22 protein-coding genes, 1 tRNA gene and 1 pseudogene are annotated in these 25,031 nt (G+C 62.7%); 14 read left to right on the forward strand and 10 right to left on the reverse strand.

Translation table 11 applies throughout. The features are described from left to right. The 4 genes and pseudogenes from U4Y90_RS08220 to U4Y90_RS08235 all read right to left on the reverse strand — a co-directional run. Window positions 1-315, reverse strand: a 315-nt coding sequence (locus tag U4Y90_RS08220; RefSeq protein ID WP_321794084.1) for a ParB N-terminal domain-containing protein, incomplete at its 3' end; no start/stop codon positions are given. After that, a pseudogene (locus U4Y90_RS08225) lies at window positions 312-1,876 on the reverse strand (recombinase family protein). The gene U4Y90_RS08220 and the pseudogene U4Y90_RS08225, both read right to left, overlap by 4 nt. A gap of 155 nt (window positions 1,877-2,031) precedes the next feature. Then, a complete protein-coding gene (locus U4Y90_RS08230) occupies window positions 2,032-2,475 on the reverse strand; it encodes a hypothetical protein (RefSeq protein ID WP_321794085.1) in 444 nt (147 codons plus the stop codon). 798 nt (window positions 2,476-3,273) lie between these two features. Then, window positions 3,274-4,134 (reverse strand): AraC family transcriptional regulator, encoded by an 861-nt coding sequence (locus U4Y90_RS08235; protein WP_321794086.1) that lies wholly within the window; start codon window positions 4,132-4,134, stop codon window positions 3,274-3,276. 153 nt (window positions 4,135-4,287) lie between these two features. Here U4Y90_RS08235 and U4Y90_RS08240 point away from each other — a divergent pair, with 153 nt between their 5' ends. Next, entirely contained in the window at window positions 4,288-4,482 is a 195-nt protein-coding gene (locus U4Y90_RS08240; protein WP_321794087.1) for a hypothetical protein, read from the forward strand. Window positions 4,483-4,487: 5 nt separating this feature from the next. Continuing rightward, window positions 4,488-5,870, forward strand: coding sequence for an ATP-dependent RNA helicase DbpA (gene dbpA / locus U4Y90_RS08245; RefSeq protein ID WP_321794088.1), 1,383 nt, complete (start codon window positions 4,488-4,490; stop codon window positions 5,868-5,870). A gap of 6 nt (window positions 5,871-5,876) precedes the next feature. On the opposite strand, the gene U4Y90_RS08250 is transcribed toward dbpA, so the two are convergent. Beyond that, a complete protein-coding gene (locus tag U4Y90_RS08250) occupies window positions 5,877-7,250 on the reverse strand; it encodes an MFS transporter (protein WP_321794336.1) in 1,374 nt (457 codons plus the stop codon). A 191-nt stretch (window positions 7,251-7,441) separates the two neighbouring features. On the opposite strand from U4Y90_RS08250, the gene U4Y90_RS08255 reads away from it, so the two are divergent. Beyond that, on the forward strand, window positions 7,442-7,828 hold the full coding sequence (locus tag U4Y90_RS08255; RefSeq protein WP_321794089.1) for a DUF488 domain-containing protein: 387 nt from the start codon (window positions 7,442-7,444) through the stop codon (window positions 7,826-7,828). A 279-nt stretch (window positions 7,829-8,107) separates the two neighbouring features. Here U4Y90_RS08255 and U4Y90_RS08260 read toward each other — a convergent pair. Beyond that, window positions 8,108-8,183 (reverse strand) — tRNA-Lys (locus U4Y90_RS08260). 159 nt (window positions 8,184-8,342) lie between these two features. Here U4Y90_RS08260 and U4Y90_RS08265 point away from each other — a divergent pair. From U4Y90_RS08265 to U4Y90_RS08275, 3 genes are read left to right on the forward strand one after another with little or no spacing between them, the layout of a single operon-like run. Further along, the gene (locus U4Y90_RS08265) at window positions 8,343-8,750 is read left to right on the forward strand and encodes a PaaI family thioesterase (RefSeq protein WP_321794090.1); all 408 of its coding nucleotides are present in this window, start codon (window positions 8,343-8,345) and stop codon (window positions 8,748-8,750) included. After that, window positions 8,751-9,620 carry a patatin-like phospholipase family protein gene (locus tag U4Y90_RS08270; RefSeq protein ID WP_321794091.1) on the forward strand — a complete coding sequence of 290 codons (870 nt, stop codon included), beginning with the start codon at window positions 8,751-8,753 and terminating at the stop codon, window positions 9,618-9,620. A gap of 10 nt (window positions 9,621-9,630) precedes the next feature. Continuing rightward, window positions 9,631-10,107 carry an OsmC family protein gene (locus U4Y90_RS08275; RefSeq protein WP_321794092.1) on the forward strand — a complete coding sequence of 159 codons (477 nt, stop codon included), beginning with the start codon at window positions 9,631-9,633 and terminating at the stop codon, window positions 10,105-10,107. Between the two features lie 11 nt (window positions 10,108-10,118). Here U4Y90_RS08275 and U4Y90_RS08280 read toward each other — a convergent pair whose 3' ends face one another. Continuing rightward, a complete protein-coding gene (locus U4Y90_RS08280) occupies window positions 10,119-11,135 on the reverse strand; it encodes a D-2-hydroxyacid dehydrogenase family protein (protein ID WP_321794093.1) in 1,017 nt (338 codons plus the stop codon). A 485-nt stretch (window positions 11,136-11,620) separates the two neighbouring features. Between U4Y90_RS08280 and U4Y90_RS08285 the strand changes: the two genes are divergently transcribed. Then, complete coding sequence (locus tag U4Y90_RS08285; protein WP_321794094.1) at window positions 11,621-13,492, forward strand: phosphoenolpyruvate carboxykinase (GTP); 1,872 nt, start codon at window positions 11,621-11,623, stop codon at window positions 13,490-13,492. Between the two features lie 339 nt (window positions 13,493-13,831). Further along, window positions 13,832-14,911, forward strand: coding sequence for a LysR family transcriptional regulator (locus U4Y90_RS08290; protein ID WP_321794095.1), 1,080 nt, complete (start codon window positions 13,832-13,834; stop codon window positions 14,909-14,911). Between the two features lie 79 nt (window positions 14,912-14,990). Here U4Y90_RS08290 and U4Y90_RS08295 read toward each other — a convergent pair whose 3' ends face one another. The 3 genes from U4Y90_RS08295 to dprA all read right to left on the reverse strand — a co-directional run bounded on the left by U4Y90_RS08295 (window position 14,991) and on the right by dprA (window position 19,466). Beyond that, window positions 14,991-17,636, reverse strand: coding sequence for a DNA topoisomerase III (locus U4Y90_RS08295; protein WP_321794096.1), 2,646 nt, complete (start codon window positions 17,634-17,636; stop codon window positions 14,991-14,993). A gap of 171 nt (window positions 17,637-17,807) precedes the next feature. Next, the gene (locus tag U4Y90_RS08300) at window positions 17,808-18,185 is read right to left on the reverse strand and encodes a thioredoxin family protein (RefSeq protein ID WP_321794097.1); all 378 of its coding nucleotides are present in this window, start codon (window positions 18,183-18,185) and stop codon (window positions 17,808-17,810) included. A 75-nt stretch (window positions 18,186-18,260) separates the two neighbouring features. Then, complete coding sequence (gene dprA, locus U4Y90_RS08305; RefSeq protein WP_321794098.1) at window positions 18,261-19,466, reverse strand: DNA-processing protein DprA; 1,206 nt, start codon at window positions 19,464-19,466, stop codon at window positions 18,261-18,263. 201 nt (window positions 19,467-19,667) lie between these two features. On the opposite strand from dprA, the gene def reads away from it, so the two are divergent. From def to U4Y90_RS08335, 6 genes are all read left to right on the forward strand, one after another. Beyond that, the gene (def, locus tag U4Y90_RS08310) at window positions 19,668-20,171 is read left to right on the forward strand and encodes a peptide deformylase (RefSeq protein WP_321794099.1); all 504 of its coding nucleotides are present in this window, start codon (window positions 19,668-19,670) and stop codon (window positions 20,169-20,171) included. Between the two features lie 3 nt (window positions 20,172-20,174). After that, window positions 20,175-21,149: a methionyl-tRNA formyltransferase gene (gene fmt, locus U4Y90_RS08315; protein WP_321794100.1), complete on the forward strand. Its 975-nt coding sequence runs from the start codon at window positions 20,175-20,177 to the stop codon at window positions 21,147-21,149. A gap of 70 nt (window positions 21,150-21,219) precedes the next feature. Beyond that, window positions 21,220-21,867, forward strand: coding sequence for a LysE family translocator (locus tag U4Y90_RS08320; RefSeq protein WP_321794101.1), 648 nt, complete (start codon window positions 21,220-21,222; stop codon window positions 21,865-21,867). Window positions 21,868-21,999: 132 nt separating this feature from the next. After that, a complete protein-coding gene (htpX, locus tag U4Y90_RS08325; protein ID WP_087123244.1) occupies window positions 22,000-22,854 on the forward strand; it encodes a zinc metalloprotease HtpX in 855 nt (284 codons plus the stop codon). Between the two features lie 153 nt (window positions 22,855-23,007). Next, window positions 23,008-24,426, forward strand: coding sequence for a 16S rRNA (cytosine(967)-C(5))-methyltransferase RsmB (gene rsmB, locus U4Y90_RS08330; RefSeq protein WP_321794102.1), 1,419 nt, complete (start codon window positions 23,008-23,010; stop codon window positions 24,424-24,426). Then, window positions 24,423-25,019 carry a DUF4390 domain-containing protein gene (locus U4Y90_RS08335; protein ID WP_321794103.1) on the forward strand — a complete coding sequence of 199 codons (597 nt, stop codon included), beginning with the start codon at window positions 24,423-24,425 and terminating at the stop codon, window positions 25,017-25,019. The genes rsmB and U4Y90_RS08335 overlap by 4 nt, the downstream gene beginning before the upstream one ends. Window positions 25,020-25,031 lie beyond the last annotated feature (12 nt).

A 25,031-nucleotide genomic window follows, 5' to 3' on the forward strand; every position in this document is an offset into this window, starting at 1 on the left:
CCTGCGCGCGATGTTTTCAGTCAGACTCATGACGAACGCGTCCTCGTCGCTGACGCTGACAACGAGCGCGGGGATGGTTGCCTCTCCAAGCGAGCGGAATGCCTTCAATCGGCCCTCGCCGCACACAAGAAGATATTTTTCTATGCCGCTGGTCGTCGCTCGCGGCGTCACCACGATGGGCTTTTTTAGGCCAATAGTCTTGATGTTATCGACGATTTCTTTGAAAACCCGACCATTCCGTTCTCGCGGATTGATAACTTCAATCTGGGCGACGGGGACCATCCGGATTTCTCCGGGCTGCTGCCGCGAATTCACGCTACTCTCCTGAGACGGGCGCGTTCGGCCATGCCATACAAGTAATCCAGTGTATCGAAGCGATAGCTCTCAAACTCGATGGGATTCTGGTCCGCCAGATGAATGCGAGGCTGGCAAAAATCCAGATGTGGCAACAGGTAGTAGTCCAGCGTCGATTCGTTGGTCTGGTCGAGGCGCACGGCAACCGTGATGTCCGGCAGAAGACTGGTATCGAAGCGCACCTTCCAGTGATTGCGACCATTGTCATGTGCCTGACAACGGGCGAGTACGATGCAGGCTGTGAACTCCTCGTTGACCGTCAGCAGGTCGGTTGCGGGGTCGCGTATCACTGTGCCACCCAAATCCGCGATTTTCGTTTCGGTTTGTGAGACGATTTGCGGATGGAGTTGCCGCAGGAAGCGGTTGGTTTCGATGTAACGGTAATCCCGGCCGGGTGTAAAACCAACGGTCTGGTACGCGCGAATCAGACTGCCAAAACGGTACACGTAGACCGATGTGGATGGCATGCCATCGGTTTCATCAATCACGACACCAGAAAGAAATCCTCGACTTCGATACAGGCCGCGCAGCCGCTCGATTAATTCCTCGTTTGAATAGCGACGCGCCCGGGCTCTCATGATGCCTTGAGCCGTGTAGAACGTCTCGCTCGGAACAATTGCCTGAAACGCACCTTCTTTTCGAATCCACATATCAGGTGTGTTGGTCACACGCATCTTCTTCAGCTTGAACGACACACGGTTGTACACGTTATTGCCGATGTATTTCTCGTTGGTCAACACCTCGCGTACCGTGGCTCGTGTCCATCCCCGGTCGAGGTCAGTCCGAACGCGCATTCCGTTCAGACGCGCGGCGATTTCGTATTCGTCGAGCGACTCATCGATAAACCAGTCGTAAATCAGGTTGACCGTTCGCACCTCGCTTTCCGGCCCCGGCATGAGAATCACCCGGTCCGTCTGGAGGCTTTTATGTTCGCCGCGGTGCAATTCTGCTTTCATGAGGCCATGGTCATCGACTAACACGCGCCGCAATCCATAGCCTGCCGGCCCTCCTTGCCGGAACCCCATTTCAATCAAGCGGCACTGGCCCGCGAAGACTTTCGCCGACAATTCGCGGCTGTACTCGCCAGCCATCGCCCTTTTCACGCCTTTCACGATGGTCGAGACGGGCGACCCGTCGTTCTCAAACTGCTCTGCGCAATACGCGACGTGAATGCCGGCGCGCCGGCAGATGTACTCGTAATAAGCGCTCTCGTCGGCATCCTGGAATCGCCCCCACCTGCTCACGTCGTAGACGAGGATGACGCAAAATCAGCGCTGCCATTGGCGACATCGGAGATGAGGTTTTGAAGTGCCTGCCTGCCGTCAATTCGAAGGCCGCTTTTGCCTTCATCGGCATAGGTGCGGACGATTTGGAGTCCACGGCGGGCAGCATACTCTCGGATTTGGTCGCGCTGATTCTCGGTGGAATACTGCTGGTGTTCGGTCGACATGCGTACGTATTCCGCTGCGCGCCCGGCAGAAGAACTGGCGTCGACCGGCGCATCCGCGCTATTGAATGACATGCTCCACCCCGCAACTCAGACACGGACAGGCCGCACGCATAGGACGCAAGTGGACGCCCGATGCGAACCATCGAATGGTCGCGGTCGAAAGCGAACGGCGACAAGGCAAAGGTAGCAGGCTCGAAACCGATATGTATCAAGTCATCTATTTGCAATCACGACGGCGGCTCGGTCGGCTCAGACAGCACGGCGATGTGAACGGTCCATGCGTCCATTTTTGCAACGCCGGCGTCAGCCGCGCGAGACAGCAGGTAGAAGCCAGAGTCCAGCGGCCGGGGAAGCTTGATAACGTCCATATTTGCAATTGCGCTGGCGGCCCGCCGCGCATTGCGCAATCGCTGCATAGTGCGGTTGCGCTCGCAATACGCCGGATGTGCACCCCGATATTCACGCCAGTAGCGCGAGTGGCCCGCGCGCCATTTCGCCTGAGCGCGCGCCTGGTTGTCGCGATAGTCACTGTCGTTACGGAGCCGGTTGCTCTGCCAGTCGCGTCGCCGGGCGCGCTGACAAGCCTCCGACGAGCAATATCGTTGACGGGGGACATGCGGCAGCGGCGCAAACGCGTTGCCACAGGCAAGGCAAAAGCGGGTCGATTTCATGGGCCCCTCCAGGTCAGGTTGCAACGGGCGCACGCAGAGGTTCCGACCTGTCACGGCGGGCTCTGGTGTATTAGAGACATACATTTTTCGGACAGACTTGCCGGCGAATCACACACTTTTCGGACAAGTCACAGCCGTCGATGCTTGGAATCGCACATGTTTCGGTCGGCCCGAAGTCATTGGTCAGCAGGAATCCGCGCACATACGGAAGCGCCGGGTAGATGTGACCCAATTCGCGCCGAAGTCAGAACGCGCATCGCGCAACCGCGGCTACGCTAGTAACACCGGCGGGCAAATAGCGCCGGCGGCGCGAACGCGTTGCCGCGAGCAAGGCAGAGGCGGGTCGATTTCAAGGGGCTCTCTAGGTCGCAGTGCAACGGGCGCATGTGGCCGTCTCGACCCGCCGGCGAAATCACTGGCGTGGGAACGGATGGAGAAGGGGCATCCGTGCGCATCCAGTGGATTCCCATCACTGGCGAAAATCGCTAGAATTTCCTTACTTCAAGCGCAGTTTTTCGAAAAACGCGCGCGTGCGCGACCGCCGTCTGCTGACGGGAGAGCTCGTTTCTGGGGCTTCGAGCACAACGCATTTGACGTGGCCCGGGTTTGAATTTCTCGGCTTATGCGTCCGCTTTTCTCACGTTATGCGTTCGCACTGACTGGAGCGCCTTCTCTGGCAAGGGCCAGTTTCTCGGGATATGCGACCGTCTACAGGTGTTGATAACGGCCTTCCGTACTATCCAAACCCGTGTTCGCGCAGAGCGTCACGGGTTTTTTCTTTGCGCGGCCGTTCTGACGTTACGCAACCACCTTCAACGGCAACCAAATCTCTGTCACCAGATCCGCCGGCGCCGTCTCCCTCGGATCGCTCACATAAACCTCGAAAACCGGCGCCTCGCCGGTCTCGCGGCCGGACTGGGGCAGCCATTCGCCATAAAGCCACTGATACGCGAAACCAAGCTGGGCATACGGCCCGACATGCGTGAGCACCGCAAACTCCCCGCCAGCAACTTCGACGCGCGACACCGGCGCCTCGAACTTCACCTGATCCGGCTCGAACAATTCGCAACAGGCCATCGACCGCAATTCATCTTCGGCGACAGCGGCCGGATCGTCGAAATAAATGCCGAGCGACCGCGCGCGAGGATCGACCAATTCACGCACGGCGAGCCAATGAAACAGCATCTCGAACGCCCGCCCGATGTTCATGTACGACCCGCGATGCTCCATCGCAGCCACGCTAAAGCCACTTTGTGTACGAATATCGACTTGATGCATTGCCGTATCTCCTGATCGAACTGCATCGAAAGGAACAAACATCGAAGCGCCGCCGTCATTTCGGAATTGCGCCGGCGCCATCCGATAACTCGCCTGAAACGCCCGCGAAAACGCCTGCACGCTGCCATATCCGGCGCGCTCGGCAATCGAATCGATCGGCACGGAACCTTGCAGCAGCTCATTCGCCGCCCGATGCAACCGCAGTCGCCGCACGGTCGCCGCGGCCGTCTCGCCGTAAAACGCGTGATAGATCCGATGCCAGTGATACGGCGACAAACACGCCACCTCCGCGAGGCGATTGAGATCCAGCTCGTCGTCGAGATGATCGTGGATATGTGCAACCACGCGCGCGAGCCGCGCTTCGTAGAGCCTGCTGCTCATCGTCCGCTCCGGAAAGAGAAATCGATTGCAGGATAAGTAGCACGACCGGCTTTAGCATTTCTTGCGGACTTGCGCGGACCGCGCCGACACGAGACACGCGTACACTTTCGCCTTTGAGCGCACGAAAGCGCCACAAACCAGAGAAACACGAATATGTTCACCTGCCGAAACCAGTCCTGCGGCGCCGATTGGGCGCTATCGGACGTCGATATCCACAACGAGGGCCAGGGCCTCCTGTTCCGCTGCCCGATGTGCGGCGCGCGCAACTACGTCACGCGCCATGAGACCAAGGAAGGCGACGTGACCTACGAGCAAGTCAAGGAAATCCCGCCTTACGGCAAGGGCTGACCGCCATGACAACCGACACCTCCTTCAGCAATCTCCCGCTCTCGCCGGCCATGCAGTCGAACCTGCAGCAACTCGGCTATCTTTCGATGACGCCGATCCAGGCCGCGAGCCTGCCGCCGGCGCTGGCGGGCCACGATCTCATCGCGCAGGCGAAAACCGGCAGCGGCAAGACTGCGGCGTTCACGCTGCCGCTGCTCTCCCGGCTCGACGCGAGCCGATTCGCGGTGCAGGCGCTTGTCCTCTGTCCGACGCGCGAGCTTGCCGATCAAGTCACGCAGGAGATCCGCCGCCTCGCGCGCGCGGAAGAGAACGTGAAAGTGCTGACGCTATGCGGCGGCACGCCGATGCGTCCACAGATCGCGAGCCTGGAGCACGGCGCGCATATCATCGTCGGCACGCCGGGGCGCATCATGGACCACCTGCAGCGCGAGACGCTCGCGCTCGATGCGGTTCGCACGCTCGTTCTCGACGAAGCCGATCGCATGCTCGACATGGGCTTCTTCGACGACATCGCGTCCGTCGCGCGCCAATGCCCGAAGGATCGCCAGACCTTGTTGTTCTCGGCGACGTACCCCGAAGGCATCGCGAAACTGAGCCAGCAGTTCCTGCGCAATCCGCGCGAGATCAAGCTGACCGAACAGCACAGCAACGCGAAAATCAAGCAGCGCTTCTATCAGGTCGAGGATCACGAGCGCCTGCATGCAGTCGGCCTGCTGCTCGATCACTATCGGCCGGTGAGCACGCTCGCCTTCTGCAACACGAAGCAGCAGTGCCGCGATCTGCTCGACGTCCTGCGCGCGCAAGGCTTCGAAGCGCTGACGCTGCACGGCGAGCTGGAGCAGCGCGAGCGCGATCAGGTGCTCGTGCAGTTCGCGAACCGGAGTTGCTCGGTGCTCGTCGCGACCGATGTCGCCGCGCGCGGCCTCGACATCGCGCAACTGGAAGCGGTGATCAATGTCGACGTGACGCCGGACCCGGAGGTCCACGTGCATCGCATCGGCCGCACGGGACGCGGCGATGAGGAAGGCTGGGCGCTGTCGCTCGCGAGCATGGACGAGATGGGGCGCGTCGGCGCGATCGAAGAGGCGCAGCGCGCGGAAGTGGAATGGCATCCGCTCGACGAGCTGACGTCGGCGGAACCGGGTCATCTGAAACCGCCGATGGCGACGCTGCAAATCCTCGGCGGTCGCAAGGACAAGATCCGTCCCGGCGACGTGCTCGGCGCGCTCACCGGCGAAGCGGGTTTCGACGGCAAGCAGATCGGCAAGATCAACGTGATGGACATGGTCACGTACGTGGCCGTCGAACGAACTGCCGCGGATGACGCCGTGCGCAGGCTGAGCGCGGGCAAGCTGAAAGGCCGCAAGGTGAAAGTGCGAAGAATGTGAGGGAGCTCACGCCTCGCGCGACGGCTCTCCGACAATTCGTTCAGACGACGGTTTGCGCGTCACGAGCCGCAAACCGCTCGCGATACTGCCCGCGCCCGCGAACGCCGCCCCGAGCGACAGCGCGAGCGTCGGGCCATGTTTTCCGGCGATGCTGAAGCACAGCGCGACCAGCGCCGCGCCGGTCGCCTGCCCGATCAGCCGCGATGTCGCAATCGTGCCGCTCGCGCCGCCGCTGCGCTCGCGCGGCGCGCTCGACATGAACGCCTTCAGATTCGGCGACTGAAAGAAGCCGAAACCCGCTCCGCAAATCGCCATGCGGATGCAGATTTCCAGCGCGTGTGGTTGCGCCGGCAGCATCGCGAGCGACACCATTCCGACGCACAGAATCGCGAGCCCGACACCGCCCAGAAGGCCGGGCGCGTGACGATCGGACATGCGCCCGGCGATCGGCGCCATCAGCGCGACGAGCGCGGACCACGGCGTCATCAGAAAGCCGGTCTCGACCTGGCTGCGGCCCAGCACGCTTTCGAAGAAGAACGGCAGCGACACGAACGCGAGTCCTTGCGCGGCGAACGAGCAGATGGCGGTCATCGTCGAGAGCGCGAACATCGGGCGTCGAAAGAGATCGACGGGCAGCATCGGCGCGGGATGGCAGCGTTCGCGCCGCAGCAGCAAAACCCCTGCGACGAGCGCGACGCCGAAGGACGCGAGCACGGTGCGCGTGGGCGCGCGCTGGGCCGCCTCGCCGAGCGCGAAGATCAGCGACGCGAACGTGACGACGTTGAGCAGCGCCGCGATGCGATCGAAGCCGTGTTCGGCGCGCTTCGTCTGCGGCAGCGAAGGCCAGGCGATCATCAGCGCGACCACGCCGACGGGCAGGTTGACCGCGAAGAGCCACGGCCAGGTGCCGAGCGAGAGGACGATCGACGCGACCGTCGGCCCGATCGCGAACGCAATTCCGACGACGAGCGCATTCAGCCCGACGCCGCGCCCCAGCCGGTGCGGCGGAAAGATCGCGCTGATGAGCGCCGCGTTGACGCTCATGATCGCGCTCGCGCCGAGGCCTTGCAGCAGACGTGCGCCGACGAGCGTCGGCAGCGACCAGGAGAACGCGCACACCGCCGATGCGATGAGAAACACGACGAGCCCGCCGAGATACACGCGCCGATGTCCGAGGATGCCGCCGAGTGCGGCGAAGGGGAGGAGCGTCGCGACCATCGCGAGTTGATACGCGTTGATGATCCAGACGGAGGCGGCGGGCGTCGTATGCAGATCGGACGCGATGGCGGGCAGCGCGGTGTTGGCGATCGCGGTGTCGAGCGTCGCGAGCGCTACCGAGAGCAGGATCGCGGCCATTCCGCGGCGCTCGAGCGGGGTCATCGGGGCGTCGGGATCGTGGGGCAGGTCTCGCGGGCGTTCTTCGGTGGGCACGGCGGGCATTCCGGATGTAAGCGAACGGAGAATAATCCGAAACAATACGGGAAGATGGACGGTTTCGCTGAGCGCAGGCGCAGGAGCTTTCAAAGCGATGTCAGCGGGTATGCTATGCGGACAACGACAAGGAAAAGACGATGGCGATTCGAATCGTGAGACTGGGGACGCCGCGCGCGAAGGACGAAGGTTTGCGTATCGGCACGGTGCGCCGTCCGCCGCGCGGCGTGCCGAAGGCCGAATTCGCGACGCGCGATTTTTACGATGTCTGGTATCCGGTGCTATCGCCGACGCAGGAGCTTGTGACAGAAGCGCTTCATGCCGAAAGCGATAAGGACTGGCGCGCGTTCGTGAAGAAGTTCAAGGCGGAGATGGCCGAGTCGGATGCGAGCAAGACGCTGGATCTGCTGGCGGCGTTGTCGCATCGGACCAATATGTCGGTCGGCTGCTATTGCGAGGACGAAGCGCGGTGCCATCGATCGGTGTTGCGCGAGTTGCTGACGGCGCGCGGGGCGGAGGTGGTGTAGGGAGTGTCTGTCGACAGACATCCCAAGGTCGAACCGGTGTTCGCCCTTGGGTAGCGGTCTGGATGCGGCGGCGGTGCGAGCGTTATGTTTCCGACTCGAACTGATGTTGCTTGAACTTCAGTGTCTTGCAGTTTTCGAGCTATTTCGGTGGAGGGAGAGCAGATTACCCGTTAGGACGTCGGCTGCTGGCGTTGACCGATTTTGCCTACGCAGTGCCTACACGGAACGCAGAAAGCAAAAAGCCCGGTCGCGATGACCGGGCTTTTTGCTTGAATTTATTGGTGGGGCGTGAGTGACTCGAACACTCGACCTACGGATTAAGAGTCCGCTGCTCTACCAACTGAGCTAACGCCCCAACAGAAGCGAAATTATAGCGGGGTTATTTGCAGGAGCGCAAGCCCCTCCGCAGAAAATTCTTAAACTTTTGACGAATCCCTGCCCTAGGCGCGCCGACGAGCCCACGACGGCCCGGTATCATGGTGCATCCTCATCGACCGCAACTCGAACAAAGACCATGGACGAAGCCGCCATCCGCGCCCTGCTCGACAGCATCCTCGCCCCGTGGGTCAAGGAATTGCGCCTCTCGCCCGAATCCATCGCCGGGAATGCAGTCACGCTGCGCCTGCCGTACTCGGATCATCTGCGTCACGCAGGCGGCGTGATCTGCGGCCAGGTCTTCATGGCAGCCGCCGACACCGCGATGGTCGTCGCCGTTTCACACGTCCTCGGCGGCTTCCAGCCGATGACCACCGTCTCCCTCAACACGACCTTCATGCGTCCGGTCAAGACGGGCGACGTGCTGATCACCGCTCACATCCAGCGCCGCGGCCGCAATCTCGTCTTCGGCGAAATCAGCATGCACGACGATCAAGGCGAACTCGCGGCCCACGCGACCACCACTTACGCGCTCATCAACAAATAAATGTTCGACCAGGTCGTATTCGCCGGCGGCGGAAATCGCTGCTGGTGGCAAGCAGGGTTCTGGGACGTCATCCAGCCGGAATTGAATCTCAAGCCGCGCGTCATCGCGGGCATCTCGGCGGGCGCGGCCACGGCGTGCATGCTCTACACGAACGAATCGCGCTGGGTGATGGACTACTACGCCCACGCCCTGCGCGACAACACCCGAAACGCCTATTGGGGCAATCTGCTGCGCGGACGATCGGTGTTCCCGCACTACCGCATCTATCGCCAGGCGCTGCTGGACATTTTCGCGGACCGCTTCCGTGAACTCGCCGCGGCGCCGGAAATCCGCATCGGCGTGTCGCATCTGCCGCGCTGGCTCGGCGCGCGCAGCGCGGTCGCGGCGGGTCTCATCGCGTACAACATCGAAAAGTACGTGCGCAAGACGCTGCATCCGACGCTCGGCCAGGCGCTCGGCTTCCATCCGGAATTCGTGACAGCCCAGGAATGCGCGACGATCGAAGATCTCGCCGATCTCATCCTGCAATCGTCGAGCACGCCGCCGTTCACGCCGATTCTCCGGCGCAACGGCCGTCCGGTGCTCGACGGCGGCATGGTCGACAACGTGCCTGTCTCGGCGCTCGATCCGTCGCCGGGACACGTCCTCGTGATGGTCACGCGTCTCTATCCGCGCGAACGCATGTTCGTCGTGCCGCACGGCGAGCAGAAGCGCCTCTATGTTCAGCCGTCGCGCAAGGTGCCGATTTCGAGCTGGGACTATACGAGCCCGTCGCAAATGCAACATGCTTATGGTCTGGGCCGCGCGGACGGCGAGGACTTTCTCGAACACCTTCCGCGTCTGATCGAAACCGCTTCGCATCTCGCTTGAGGAGCAGACCGTGGCGAAGAAGCATACGTACGAACTGACCGTTGACTGGACGGGCAATCTCGGCTCCGGCACATCGGCTTATGACGCGTACTCGCGCGATCATCTCGTGCGTGTCGGCACGAAGACGGCGATCGAGGCGTCGAGCGACCCGGCGTTTCGCGGCGACCCCGCGCGTCACAACCCGGAAGAGTTGTTCGTGGCGTCGTTGTCGTCGTGTCACATGCTCTGGTATCTGCACTTGTGCGCGACCAGCAAGATCGTCGTGACAAGTTATGTCGATGAAGCCATCGGCACGATGCAGGAGGAATCGAAGGGAGACGGACGCTTTGTCGATGTATTGCTGCGCCCTCGCGTGACGATAGGCGCCGGCAGCGACGCCGATCTCGCGGCGCGCCTGCATGAAGAGGCGCACCGCTTTTGCTTCATTGCGAACTCGGTGAATTTTCCGGTGCGCTGCGAGCCATCGATCGACGTATCGACGCTGTGACGCGATAAAACTCAGCGGCGGCGCACGTGCTGGAGCGCTTCCTTGTTGGAGACGCTCGACGTGTCGCCGGCATCGAACGCGAGAATGTTCCGGAACGCCGCACCGAAGTACAACTCGTAACTCTCTCGCTCCACATAGCCGATGTGCGGCGTGCAGATCACGTTCTCCAGACGCAGCAGGCCATAGCCCTGCAGAATCGGCTCGCTTTCGAACACATCGACCGCGACCATGCCCGGCCGGTTGTGATGCAGCGAATTGAGCAGCGCGTTCTCTTCGAGCAACTCGGCGCGGCTGGTATTGACGAAGAGCGCAGTCGGCTTCATGCGCATCAGATCGTCTTGCTTGACGATCCCGACTGTGTCATCGGCGAGACGCAGATGCAGCGTGAGTACGTCGCTCTGCTCGAACAGCGCCTCGCGGGTTGCGGCAACCTCGAAGCCGTCTTCGCGCGCGGCGCTTTGCGAATGCTCGCGCCCGTAGACGAGCACGTTCATGCCGAACGCCTTGCCGTAGCCGGCCACCAGCTTGCCGATCTTGCCGTAGCCCCAGATGCCGAGCGTCTGGCCACGAAGCACCTGACCCAGCCCGAAGTTCGGCGGCAGCGCCGACGTCTTCAGTCCCGATTGCTGCCACGCACCTTGCTTCAGGTTCGCGACGTACTGCGGAATCCGGCGTTGCGCCGCCATGATGAGCGCCCACGTCAGTTCGGCGGGTGCGACCGGCGAGCCCGTGCCCTCGAGCACCGCGATGCCGCGTTCCGTGCACGCGTCGATATCGATATGCCCGCCACCCGCGCGCCCCGTCTGGCTGATCATGCGAAGTTTGGGGCATTTATCGAGCAATTGAGAGCTGATGCGCGTACGTTCGCGAATCAGCACGAGCGCATCGACCTCCGAAAGTCTGCTGGCCAACTGTCCGAGACCACGCACCGTGTTATTGAAGACCTTCACCTCATGGTCATCGAGCAAATGGAAGCAATCGAGCTTCCGGACGGCGTCCTGGTAGTCGTCGAGAATGGCGATTTTCATGGGCATTGATTGGCTTTTGTTAGGCATCAAACGTGCTGCTTTTTTATTGAGGACGAGAATAGGGCACTTAAATTCGGGTAATTACGGATAAATCGCGCTCTATTCATCGTTTTTGCGCTGCATCACAAGGTGGAAGCGCTGCGGTGTTATGCTTGACTCCCATTTTTCAGGAGCGTCGAGCGTCCGCGTCAGAATAAAGAAATTCAGCGCAACTAGCGGAAAACACGATGATCCGCAGGAGACCGGCCACTTAGTATCTCTTTTTAACAGTTTGTTCCTTTCCGATGCAAGCCGCGAACAGGTACGGTTTGAGGGAAAGGAATTGATGCCCGTGACGCCGCATTGGCTCACGAACCGCATTTCGTGCGATGAAATAGCGTAACAGCAGAGCACGAAAGCGCCCGGCGGTTCGAGTCGCAAACGCCTCTCGCATGCAGCGTCAGATGGGCGATTGGTTTTCATTGCAGAAGAACGGAGACAACTCGATGAACCAGCCCGCAGTAGTCGAAGACAACAATAAAAATGCCGTCGAAATCGAAGCGCCGGCCTATGTCCGGCACCGAAGACTCATCGAATGGGTTCAGCAAGTCGCGGCCCTGACCAAACCGGATCGCATCGAATGGTGCGACGGATCGCAAGAAGAATACGATCGGCTCTGCCGGCAGATGGTCGAAGCCGGCACGATGAAGAAGCTCAATCCCGAAAAGCGCCCGAATTCCTTCCTCGCGTGCTCGGATCCCTCGGATGTGGCGCGCGTCGAGGATCGCACGTTCATCTGCTCCGAGCGCCGCGAAGACGCCGGCCCCACGAACAACTGGATCGATCCGCAGGAAATGCGCGTGACCCTCGACGGTCTGTTCGACGGTTCCATGCGCGGCCGCACGATGTACGTCGTGCCGTTCTCGATGGGGCCGCTCGGCTCGCCGATCGCGCATATCGGCGTGGAATTGTCGGACAGTCCGTATGTCGTGACGAACATGCGCATCATGACGCGCATGGGTCGCGCGGTGTACGACGTGCTGGGCGAGAACGGCGAGTTCGTGCCGTGCGTTCATTCGGTCGGCGCGCCGCTCGTCGATGGCCGCAAGGACGTGCCGTGGCCGTGCAACGACACGAAGTACATCGTTCACTTTCCGGAAAAGCGCGAAATCTGGAGTTTCGGCTCGGGTTATGGCGGCAACGCGCTGCTCGGCAAGAAGTGCTTCGCGCTGCGCATCGCCTCGACGATGGGCCGCGACGAAGGCTGGCTCGCCGAGCACATGTTGATTCTCGGCGTGACGTCACCGCAAGGACGGAAGTATCACGTGGCGGCAGCGTTCCCGTCGGCGTGCGGCAAGACCAATTTCGCGATGTTGATTCCGCCGAGCGATCTCAACGGCTGGAAGGTGACGACCATCGGCGATGACATCGCGTGGATCAAGCCGGGCCGCGACGGTCGTCTCTACGCGATCAACCCGGAAGCGGGCTATTTCGGCGTCGCGCCCGGAACGAGCGAAAAGACCAACTTCAACGCGATGGCCACGCTGAAGGAGAACGTGATTTTCACCAACGTCGCGCTGACCGACGACGGCGATGTCTGGTGGGAAGGCATGACCGACACGCCGCCCGCGCATCTGATCGACTGGCAGGGCCGCGACTGGACGCCGGCGATCGCAAAGGAAACGGGCGCGAAGGCTGCGCATCCGAACGCGCGCTTCACGGCGCCGGCGTCGCAATGTCCTTCGATCGATGCCGACTGGGAGAATCCGGCCGGCGTGCCGATCGACGCATTCATCTTCGGCGGACGCCGCTCCAACACGGTGCCGCTCGTGACCGAAGCGCGCGACTGGACCGAAGGCGTCTACATGGCCGCGACGATGGGCTCCGAAACCACCGCTGCCGCCGCGGGCCAGCAGGGCGTCGTGCGCCGCGATCCGTTCGCGATGCTGCCGTTCTGCGGCTATAACATGGCCGATTATTTCGGCCACTGGCTGAAGATGGGCGAACGCCTCGAAGCGACGAACGCGAAGGCGCCGAAGTTTTTCTGCGTCAACTGGTTCCGCAAGGGCGACGACGGCAAGTTCGTGTGGCCGGGCTTCGGCGAGAACATGCGTGTGCTGAACTGGATGATCGGCCGTATCGAGGGCACAGCGAAAGGCGAGGAACACGCATTCGGCATTTCGCCGCGTTACGAGGACATCGACTGGGGCGCGCTCGGCTTCTCGCGCGAGCAGTTCGAGCAGGTCATCTCGGTCAACGATGCCGCCTGGCGCGACGAACTGGCGCTCCACGACGAGCTATTCACGAAGCTGAAACCCGGTTTGCCGCAAGCGCTGCCGGAAGCGAAAGCTGACATGGAGAAGCGTCTGGCTGCCTGAGTGAACACCACTGGCGTGATGCTGCGCCTGATTTGTCACATGAAGTGAATCAATCCCCATATATCAGACCCGCTTCGGCGGGTCTTTTTTCGCCCGTCTACACCGCCTAAATTGACGCGGCAAGTATTTCCAAAATTTCGTCGATCAGAATCTGCTCAATCGAGTGTTGTGCGAATCGCAACAATCGGTGATCTTTCATCCGCACAACATACCTAACTACCAGATTTTTTTCGACTTTTTCGTGTTTCCCGGCAACTTCTGCACAAAAGCGTCTGTCCTAGGATAATCCTGAATTGCTTTGCAGCAGAATTCGAGCCGTCTAGCGGCAGGAGTTGTCTTATGGATCATTTGCAGTCGATGAGAGTATTCGTCCGCGTCGCGGATCTCGGAAGTTTCGCCCGGGCCGCGAGCGCGATGGACATCTCCAATGCGGTGGCTACGCGCCACGTAGCGGACCTCGAAGGCCGCCTCGGCACGCGCTTGCTCAATCGCACGACGCGCAGCCTTTCGCTCACCGAGTCCGGCCAGGTCTATCTGGAGCGGGCGCGGCAAATCCTCGACGAACTGGAAGACGTCGAACAAATGGTGGTGGCGCGCAATCACGAACCGCTCGGTTCGCTCAGGATCGTCGCGCCGGTGGTGTTCGGTCTGCACAATCTTGCACCGGTGTTGCAGACGTACGCGCAGCGCTATCCGAAAGTCGTGCCCGATGTGACCCTGGTGGATCGTCAGGTCGATCTGGTCGAGGAAGGTTTCGACGTCGGCATCGTCATCGCGCGGCAGGTGAAGAGTGCAAGCGTCGTCACGCGACGCCTGACGACGGGTTGCATGACCGTCTGCGCGACGCCCGCGTATCTCGAAAAGCATGGCACGCCGACGCGCCCCGAGCATTTGCTCGAGCATCCGTGCCTGAGCCTGCCGTCCGAATACTGGGGCGACGAACGTGTGTTCACCGGTCCGGAAGGCGAAGTGCGCGTGCGGCCGCAGAACGTGATCATCGCGAACAACACCGAGATGCTGCGGCAGTTCGCGCTGCTCGGCATGGGCATCGCGATCCTGCCGAGCTATCTGATCGGCAACGACACGACGCGCGGCCAGCTCGTGCGCCTGCTCGGCGATTATCAGTTGCCGCAGGTCGAGATCAACGTCGCGTATCCGAGCCGCCGTCATTTGCCGGCGAAGGTGCGTACGTTCATCGATCACCTCGTCGAGCATTTCAGCCAGACGCCGAATCATCAGCTCGGCGAGCAATGGATTCGCGACGGCCGAGGCAGGCCGGGCGCGCATCCGCACTACGAGCACGCCGATGAAGCGGCCACGCCCGCGCCGCGCTCGCGCCCGATCGATGGCGAACTGGCGCCGAAGCTGTCGAAACCTTCGCGAACGCGAGTTCGCCAGCCGGCGGCATCGCCGTTTTGAAGGGCTCGCGCAAAGCGCAAATGAAAAACCCCCGAGAAGCGATTCGCGGGGGTTTTTTCTTCGACGGTAACAAGCGCGGTTAGCCTGCCTTCTTCGCCGCCGTTTTCTTTGCGGCCGCCTTTTTCGCGGGCGCTTTCTTCGCGGCGGTTTTCGCGGACGCGGTCTTGGCGGCCACGGCGATATCGCTGTCGCCGTTGTCGTCTCCGCTGTCGGCCTGCGCTTCCGCAGTCGCGCCGCGTTTCGCCGCTGTCTTCGCCGCCGGCTTGCCTTCCTTCTTCTCGAACTCGAAGCCGATCTTGCCGTCCGGCTGCCTCACGAGGAATGCCTTGAAGTTGCGCCCGGTACGCGACGACTTGAAGTTCGTCAGCAGATCGGTGCGGCCTTCGCCCAGCAGTTTCTCCATTTGTTCGCGCGCGATTTCCTGCTGGAGAATCACCTTGCCCGAACGGAAGTCGCACGTCTTCGGATTCGATACCGAGTTCTCGCACACATAGCTCATGCCGTGCTCGAACACGCGCGACTGACACTTCGGACATGCGCCAACCGGTTTCTGCTCGGAGAAGTCGGGTGGTTCGCCGTCTTCGCCGCCGGCGTCCTGGCCGAAGTCGAACTCAAGCTTGTAGTTCTTGATCTCGTCGTCGAGCGCGAGCTTGAGAATCGCGGAGAACGGACGGCCCATCTTGCTGCGGAAGCCCGACAGCGGCCCGATGGTTTTCTCGCGCAGCAATTCCTCGACTTCGGGAATCTCGAACTGACGCCCGCCCGGAATCTTCGAGATCGAAAACTCGCACTTCGTGCACGCGAACCGGCGGTAGTTTTCCTTCACCTGCGCGCCGCAGTTCGGACACGGCGTTTCGAGCGTCGCGTAATCGCCGGGGATCGTGTCGGAGTCGTATTCCTTCGCGCGTTTGACGATGGTCTGCGTCATGCGGGCGATTTCCTGCATGAAGGCATCGCGATGCAGGTTGCCGCGCTCCATTTGCGAGAGCTTGTGCTCCCACTGCCCCGTCAGTTCAGGCGCGGTCAGTTCCTCGACGCCCAGGCCGCGCAGCAAGGTCATCAACTGGAACGCCTTGGCCGTCGGAATCAGCTCGCGGCCTTCGCGCACCATGTACTTCTCGCCGAGCAGGCCTTCGATGATCGCCGCGCGCGTTGCCGGCGTGCCGAGGCCCTTCGCGGCCATCGCGTCGCGCAACTCTTCGTCTTCGACCAGCTTGCCTGCGCCTTCCATCGCCGAGAGCAGCGACGCTTCGTTGTAGCGCGCCGGCGGCTTGGTCACGAGGCCGTGCGCCTCGACCTTCTCGACATCGACCTTTTCGTTCTTCTGCACGGGCACGAGATTGCCCTCTTCGCCCGCGGCTTCACGGCCGTAGACCTGCAGCCAGCCCGGCTCGACGAGCACCTTGCCTTCCGTCTTGAAGTGATGCCCGGAGACCTCGGTGATGCGCGTCGTCACGAGATATTCGGCCGCCGGGAAGAACACAGACAGGAAGCGCTTCACGACGAGGTCGTAGAGCTTCTGCTCGGGCTCGGACAGCGACTTCGGCGCCTGCAGCGTCGGGATGATGGCGAAGTGATCGCTGATCTTCGAATTGTCGAAGATGCGCTTGTTCGGCTTCACCCAGCCCTTGTCGAGCACCTGCTTCGCGAACGGCAGATAGTTGTTGCTTTCCTTGAGCATGGTCATCGTTTCCTTGACCGTGCTCATGTAGTCCTCGGGCAGCGCGCGCGAATCGGTACGCGGATAGGTCAGGACCTTGTGCTTTTCGTACAGCGCCTGGGCCAGGCCGAGCGTGTTCTTCGCCGAAAAGCCGAAGCGGCCGTTGGCTTCGCGCTGCAGGCTGGTCAGGTCGAACAGCAGCGGCGACATTTGTGTCGACGGCTTCGATTCTTCCGTCACGGTGCCGGTCTTGCCGCGGCACGCCGCGACGACCGTTTCCGCCGCCGCTAGACTCCACAGGCGGGAATCGCGCTGCTCGGGATCGTTTTCGACGCGCTTGAACTTCGGGTCGAACCAGCGGCCTTCGTACAGGCCCTTCGCGGCGATGAACTCGGCGCGCACTTCCCAATAGTCGCGCGGCACGAACCGGCGGATTTTCTCTTCACGTTCGACGACGATCGACAACGTTGGCGTCTGAACGCGGCCGACGGTGGTAAGGAAAAAGCCACCGCCCTTGCTGTTGAACGCGGTCATCGCGCGCGTGCCGTTGATGCCGACGAGCCAGTCCGCTTCCGAGCGGCAGCGCGCGGCGTCGGCGAGCGGCTGCATGTCGGCGTCGCTGCGCAGGTTCGCGAAGCCTTCGCGAATGGCGGCGGGCGTCATCGATTGCAGCCAGAGGCGCTGGACCGGCTGCTTCGCCTTCGCGTGCTGTGCGATCAGGCGGAAGATCAGCTCGCCCTCGCGCCCCGCGTCGCATGCGTTGATGAGGCGGTCGATATCCTTGCGCTTCATCAGCTTCGTCAGCACCTTGAGGCGCGACTCGCTCTTCGCGATCGGATTCAAGTCGAAATGCGGCGGAATCACCGGCAGATTGGCGAAACTCCATTTGCCGCGCTTGACGTCGTACTCCTCGGGCGCCGCGATCTCGAGCAGGTGGCCGACCGCGGACGAGAGCACGTAGTCGTCGCTCTCGTAGTACTCGTCATGCTTGGTGAAGCCGCCGAGCGCACGAGCGATGTCGTTCGCGACGGAAGGCTTCTCAGCGATGATCAGGGCTTTGGACATGACTCAAAAGGGTTGGTAACTGGCAGCGGCCCGGTTTGGACCGCTTTAACGTCCGCTTTATAGCACACGCTTTGCGCGGCGGGCGTCGAAGCGCGAATCCAGGCAGTTCGATACCCGGCGCGCGAAGCGTGTTGCGAGGGGCGCGAAACGTGCGTTTCGCGTGCGTCGCAATCAGGCCGTGGCAAGCGCCGGGCGCAATTTCGGCGCACCGACCATGCCCGGCAGCGCGGTCAGATCGGTGAGCATCCGGTCGACGATTGACGCTTGCGGCAGCACCGTGCCGAAGAATCGCGTCGTGACCGAGTCCTCGATCAGGATGGTAGGAAAGTTTTCCACGTCGAGATCGTCGAAACGGTCGGCGTGATTCTCGATATCGATCCACGCGAAGCAGACGTCCGGATGGGCATCCGCGAGCTTGTCGAACCCTTCGCGATATTCGCGACAGGTCCCGCACCATTCCGCGCACAGGCAGGCGACGAACAGCGTGCCGGGCACGGCGATGCGCTCCGCGATGCGATCGGCATCGGTATCGAGATTCAGCGCGGACATGGCGGGTGCGAAATCCTTTATTGGTATCGACTGCGGGGACGGCTCATTTTTCCGCGAATGTAGCACGACGCGCGCTCAGCAGCGCTCCACCACCGTGAAGCGTCCGCCAGCAAGCGCGGCCACCCGGCCCGACAGTTCGAGTTGCAGGAGCGCACTCTGGAGCGCCGCGCCGTCCAGATCGGTGCGCGTGGCGAGGATTTCAAGCGTCGCGGGTGCGTGGCCGAGCGCGCCGAGCACGCGGCTGGCGTCTTCGCTGATCGGGATATCCTGCAATTTTGCCGATGCCCACGATGCGCTCAACGGACGCGGCTGTCCGCGTTTCGCCGCCGCCGCGCTCACGTTGGATGGCGAAAAGCCGAACTCCTCCAGCACTTCTTCCGGGGTTTCGACCAGCTTCGCGCCCTGCTTGATCAACCGGTGGCAGCCCTGCGAGAGCGGCGCATGGACCGAGCCGGGCATCGCGAAAACATCGCGCCCCATTTCGTTGGCGAGGCGCGCGGTGATGAGCGAGCCGGAGCGCATCGCGGCCTCGACGATCAGCACGCCGCCCGACAATCCCGCGATCAGCCGGTTCCGCTGCGGAAAGTTGGCGGAGCGCGCCGGCGTGCCGAGGGGCCATTCGGAGAGAATCGCGCCGTCGCGGGCGATTTCATGGGCGAGTGTGTGATGCGCGGCGGGATAGACGAGATCGGCGCCGGTGCCGATCACCGAAATCGTACCCGTGGCGCCCTCCAGCGCCCCGCGATGCGCGGATGCGTCGATGCCGAGCGCGAGCCCCGATATGACCGCGAGCCCCGCATCCGACAGCACGCGAGCGAAGCGGCGCGCATCCTCCAGGCCTTGCGGCGTGGCATGCCGGCTGCCGACGATGGCCACCGCGCGCGCCTGAAGCAGATCGAGCCGGCCTTTCGCATAGAGCAGCGGCGGCGGGTCGGGCATCGTGAGCAGTGCCTGCGGATAGGTTGCGTCCGCGAGCGTCAGCACGTGGTTGCCCGGCTCGGACGCCCACGTCAGAGCCGTTTCAATATAGTGGTCGAACGCAACGCCTTCGATTTCTTCCGGCGGCGCGAGCACGGCTTCGGCGGCGCGCGCGCCGGCCGCTTCGGCGAGCGACGCAAAGCTCTCCGAAAGCACTTCGAGCGGGCCGCCGAAAGCGCCGAGCAACGTGCGCAGCGCGAGCGGCCGCAACCCCTTCGCGTGCGCGAGGCGCAGCCAGGCGCGCAGTTCTTCGGCATCGTGTGTGGAGGCGGCTTCCTCGGTCGGCAGGTCGGCGGTCGTCATGTTAAGATTTTTGATCCGGAACAGATAAAGAAAGGTCGCTCAGGCGCGCTGCAACGCCCGATGCGACGTCCATCGGCCGCTTGCCGGCGGCGTTGAATCCCGTGGATTCACCCGCATATCTTCGGCATGCCGCCCCATTACCCGCAACCTGGCCGAATGGCCGATTTACACGCGTCCCGGCGCGCGTAGACAATCCGAATCATGGCTCTGCTCAAGATACTCAACTACCCGGACAAGCGGCTGAACAAGGTGGCCAAGCCCGTCGCCGTGGTCGACGACCGCATCCGAAAACTCGTCGCCGACATGGCCGAAACAATGTACGCCGCGCCCGGCGTCGGCCTCGCCGCGACGCAGGTGGACGTGCATGAGCGCGTGATCGTGATCGACGTCTCGGATTCGCATGACCAGTTGATGGTCTTCATCAACCCGGAACTCGTCTGGACGAGCGACCACAAGAAGGAATGGGAAGAGGGTTGCCTTTCGGTGCCTGGCATTTACGATTTCGTCGAGCGTCCCGACAAGGTGCGCGTGAAGGCGCTGAACGAGAAGGGCGAAACTTTCGAACTGGATTGCGACGGCCTGCTCGCCGTCTGCATCCAGCACGAGATGGATCATCTGGCGGGCCACGTGTTCGTCGAATATCTGTCGCAGCTCAAGCAGACGCGCATTCGCGGCAAGATGAAAAAGCTGGAAAAGGCGTTGTAACCAATGACTCAATCGCTGCGTGTCGTTTTTGCCGGTACGCCGGAATTCGCTGCCGCCGCGCTCGCGGCCATTCACGCGGCGGGATTTTCGGTGCCGCTCGTCCTGACGCAGCCCGACCGGCCTGCCGGGCGTGGCATGAAGTTGACCGCAAGTCCGGTCAAGCGCTTCGCTTTCGAGCATGGCCTGACCGTCGCGCAGCCCACGTCGCTGCGCCGCGCGGGCAAGTATCCGGAGGAAGCGGCGGCGGCGATCGACCTGCTGCGCGCGACGCCGCACGACGTGATGGTCGTTGCCGCCTACGGGCTGATCCTGCCGCAGGAAGTGCTCGATATCCCGCCGCGCGGCGCGATCAATATTCACGCATCGTTGTTGCCGCGCTGGCGTGGCGCCGCGCCGATTCATCGCGCGATCGAAGCGGGCGACGCCGAAACCGGCATCACGCTGATGCAGATGGACGCCGGTCTCGATACCGGCGCAATGATCCGCGAAGCGCGCACGCCGATTCTCGTCGACGACACGACCGCGACGCTGCACGACCGGCTCGCGCAGATGGGCGCGGAATTGATCGTCGCCGGATTGCGCGATCTCGAACGCGACGGCGCGCTGCGTTCCACGCCGCAGCCGGACGAAGGCACGACCTACGCAGAGAAGATCGCGAAGCACGAAGCCGCGCTCGACTGGCATCGTCCGGCGCAAGAGCTCGCGCGTCAGATCCGCGCGTTCGATCCGTTTCCCGGCACGTTCGGCACGCTCGACAACGCCGCGATCAAGATCTGGTCCGCGCAGCCGGTCGATGTCTCGTCGAAGGCCGAGCCAGGCGCCATCGCCGATGTGTCGCCGGACGGAATCGTGGTGATCTGCGGCAGCGGTGCGCTGAAGCTCACGCAGTTGCAAAAGCCGGGCGGCAAACGTCTGCCGGTGCGCGAATTTCTCGCGGGCGCGCCGCTCGCGAAAGGCCAGCGTTTCACGCTGCCGTAAGGGACGCCGGACCGGGCGCGGCGCTAAAATAATTCGCTGTTGGCACGCGCCTGTCTGTCTGGAGTTTCCGATGCTCGGCATTACCGGTTTCACCTTCTTTCTCATCGCCGTTTTTCTTCTCAACGTCACGCCCGGCCCCGATACGGCTTACATCGTCGGGCGCAGCGTCGCGCAAGGACGCGGCGCGGGCATCGTGTCGGCGCTCGGTATTTCCGCGGGCTGCATCATCCATACGCTCGCGTGCGCGTTCGGCCTGACGGCGATTCTCGCGGCATCGGCGACGGCGTTCACCGTCATCAAGATTGCCGGCGCGATTTATCTGATTTATCTCGGCGTGCGCCTCATTTTCGCGAAGCACGACGACGCCGCGGGCGCGCGTCAGGCGAACGCCGCCGAAAAAGCCGCGCCGAAATCGCTGGGCCAGCTTTTCGCGCAAGGCTTCGTCACCAACGTGCTGAATCCGAAGGTCGTGTTGTTCTTCGTGTCGTTCTTTCCGCAGTTCGTCGCCGTCGACAGCCAGCACAAAACGCTCGCGTTCCTCGCGCTCGGCGTCGTGTTCATCGCGATGAGCACGGTCTGGAACAGCTTTGTCGCGTGGATCGCGGGCAGCGTCACGGAGCGCTTCGCGGGCAAGTCGGGCGTGAAGAAATGGCTCGATCGCGGCGTCGGCAGTGCGTTCGTCGGACTCGGCATCAAGCTCGCGACGACGCATCGATAAATCGCGCAACCGCGGATTGAATTATTGACGGATGCCCCTATCTAACATTTTGCTTACAATCATCGTTCCGGCCATGTCGGCCGGGGCAACCGCGCGCTTCGCGCACTGCATTTGAGGAGAGGAGCTCCGGACATGTTCAACTGGGTCAAAACCGCGATGCTGATGGCTGCGATCACGGCCCTCTTTGTCGTGATCGGCGGAATGATCGGCGGATCGAAGGGCATGATGCTCGCGCTGATCGTCGCGCTCGGCATGAATTTCTTTTCGTACTGGTTTTCGGACAAGATGGTCCTGCGCATGTACAACGCGCAGGAAGTCGACGAAACGACCGCGCCGCAGTTTTATCGCATGGTGCGCGAGCTCGCCACGCGCGCTCAATTGCCGATGCCGCGCGTCTATCTGATCAACGAAGACGCGCCGAATGCGTTCGCCACGGGACGCAATCCGGAGCACGCGGCGGTCGCGGCAACCACGGGCATTCTCCGTGTGCTGTCCGAGCGCGAAATGCGCGGCGTGATGGCGCACGAACTGGCGCACGTGAAGCACCGCGACATCCTGATCTCGACGATCTCCGCGACGATGGCCGGCGCGATCTCCGCGCTCGCGAACTTCGCGATGTTCTTCGGCGGGCGCGACGACGAAGGCCGCCCGGCCAATCCGATCGCGAGCATTCTGGTGGCGATTCTCGCGCCGATCGCGGGCGCGCTGATCCAGATGGCCATTTCCCGGGCGCGCGAGTTCGAGGCCGACCGCGGCGGCGCGGAGATTTCCGGCGATCCGCAAGCGCTCGCGAGCGCGCTCGAGAAGATCCACGCGTACGCGACCGGCGTGCCGTTCCCGACGGCGGAAGCGCATCCGGCGACCGCGCAGATGATGATCATGAATCCGCTGTCCGGGGGCGGCATCGCGAATCTGTTCTCGACTCACCCGGCGACCGAGGAGCGCGTCGCGCGCTTGATGGAGATGGCGCGCACGGGCCGCTTCTGAAGCCGGCAACATCGTCACGAAGGCCGTTCCGGAAAGAACCGGAACGGCCTTTTTCTTATGCATTCGCCGCCCGTCCGGGCGCTCGATCCCCGCACGTTACAATCCCCGTTCACGCAAGCGCGCCGCTTGCCGCCCGACCGTTCCCGTTTCGCCATGACCGACAAGCCTTCCCGCCGGCCCGCCGCCGTGCATTCCCGTTTGAGCGCGCTGCACCTCGCGCCCGATTCGCTCGCCTTCGCGCTCGATTGCGCCGCGCAGGCCGTGGGCGCGGTGCGCGCGGGTTCGGCGCTGCCGGCGGCATTGCAGACGGTCATCGCGTCGGCGAAGCACGGGGCGGCGCGCGGCGCGGTGCAGGACATCGCGTATCGTGCGATGCGTCGTCTCGCGCTCGCCGATGCGCTGCTGCACAAGCTCGTGAAAAAGGCGCCGCCGCCGCACGTGGCGAACATGCTCGTCTGCGCGTTCACGCTGCTGACCGACGACGAAGCGCACGCCGCTTACGCGCCCTTCACCGTGGTCGATCAGGCCGTGAACGCGATTGCCGCGCGCCGCGAGTTCGCGTTCGCGAAGGGGCTGGTGAACGCGGTGCTGCGCAACTTCCTGCGCGAGCGCGATACGCTCATCGCGGAAGCACGTAAAGATCCCGTCGCGCGCTGGAACTATCCGCAATGGTGGATCGACGCCGTGAAACGCGGCCAGCCCGATGCATGGGAGCGCATTCTCGAAGCGGGCAATGCACAAGGCCCGCTCACGTTGCGCGTGAACGTGCGCCATGCGAGCGTCGATGAATACCTCGCGCGTCTCGAAGACGCGCATATCGAAGCCGAAGCGGCAGGCCTTCACGCGGTGCGCCTGAAAACGCCGATGCCCGTCGATCGCATTCCGGGCTTCGACGAGGGCGTCGTGTCGGTGCAGGACGCAGGCGCGCAGCTCGCCGCGCAATGGCTCGACGTGCGAGACGGCATGCGCGTGCTGGACGCCTGCGCCGCGCCGGGCGGCAAGACGGGCCATATCCTCGAACTCGCGAACGTCGATCTGATCGCGCTCGAAAGCGACGCCGAGCGGTCGGGCCGCATCGGACAGAATTTGCAGCGGCTGAAACTCGAAGCGCAAGTCAAAGTGGGCGACGCGGGCGAGCCCGGGCAATGGTTCGACGGCGCGCCGTTCGATCGCATTCTCGCGGACGTGCCGTGCTCGGCGTCGGGCATCGTGCGGCGGCATCCGGATATTCGCTGGCTGCGGCGCGCATCGGATATCGATGCGCTCGTCGCGGAGCAGCGGCGCATCGCGAGCGCGCTGTGGCCGCTCGTCGCGAAGGGCGGCGAACTGCTCTACGTGACATGTTCCATCTTTCCCGAGGAGGGCGAAGAGCAGGCCCGCTGGTTTGGAGCCGCACATGAAGATGCGGTACGATTGGACGCGCCGGGGCAATTGTTGCCGACAGCGGCGCGCGCAAGCACGGGCGCGGCGCAAGATTCACCGGACGGTACAAATCTCGCGAACCCGCATCGGGACGCGGAGACTCTCGCGGACCACGACGGATTCTTCTACGCGCGCTTTCAGAAACGGTGACGATCAAACGCTTCTTTCCGCTTCGGCTCGCGGCCGTCATCTGGACTGCGCTGACGCTCTGGCTGACGTTCGCCGCGGCCGACCCCGCGTTTGCCGAGACGATCGCCGTGCAGCGTGCGTCGCTGCAAGCGGACAACACCGGCTGGAGTCTCGACGCGCATTTCGACTTCGACCTGAACAACAGCCTCGAAGATGCCGTGAACCGCAGCGTGCCGCTCTATTTCACGATCGATTTCAATTTGTCGCGGCCGCGCTGGTATTGGTTCGATGAAGAGCCGGTCAACGTGTCACAGAGCATCCGTCTCTCCTACCAGCCGCTCACGAACGAATATCGCGTGTCGACGGGCGGCCTGCAGTTGCGCTTCGCATCGCTGAACGAAGCGCTCGCGGTCATCAAGCATGTGACTTCGTGGCATGTCATCGATCGCAACCAGGTGCACGGCGGCGAAACCTATACGGCATCGGTGCGCATGCAGCTCGATATCGCGTTGATGCCCAAGCCGTTCCAGATCGACGCGGTGAACAATCGCGACTGGAACCTTTCCTCGGACTGGAAGCGTTTTACTTTTACGGCGGCAGAACGTGCGAAATAGATTTCGACGCGG

Source organism: Caballeronia sp. J97 (genome assembly GCF_905220305.1).
Classification (GTDB): domain Bacteria; phylum Pseudomonadota; class Gammaproteobacteria; order Burkholderiales; family Burkholderiaceae; genus Caballeronia.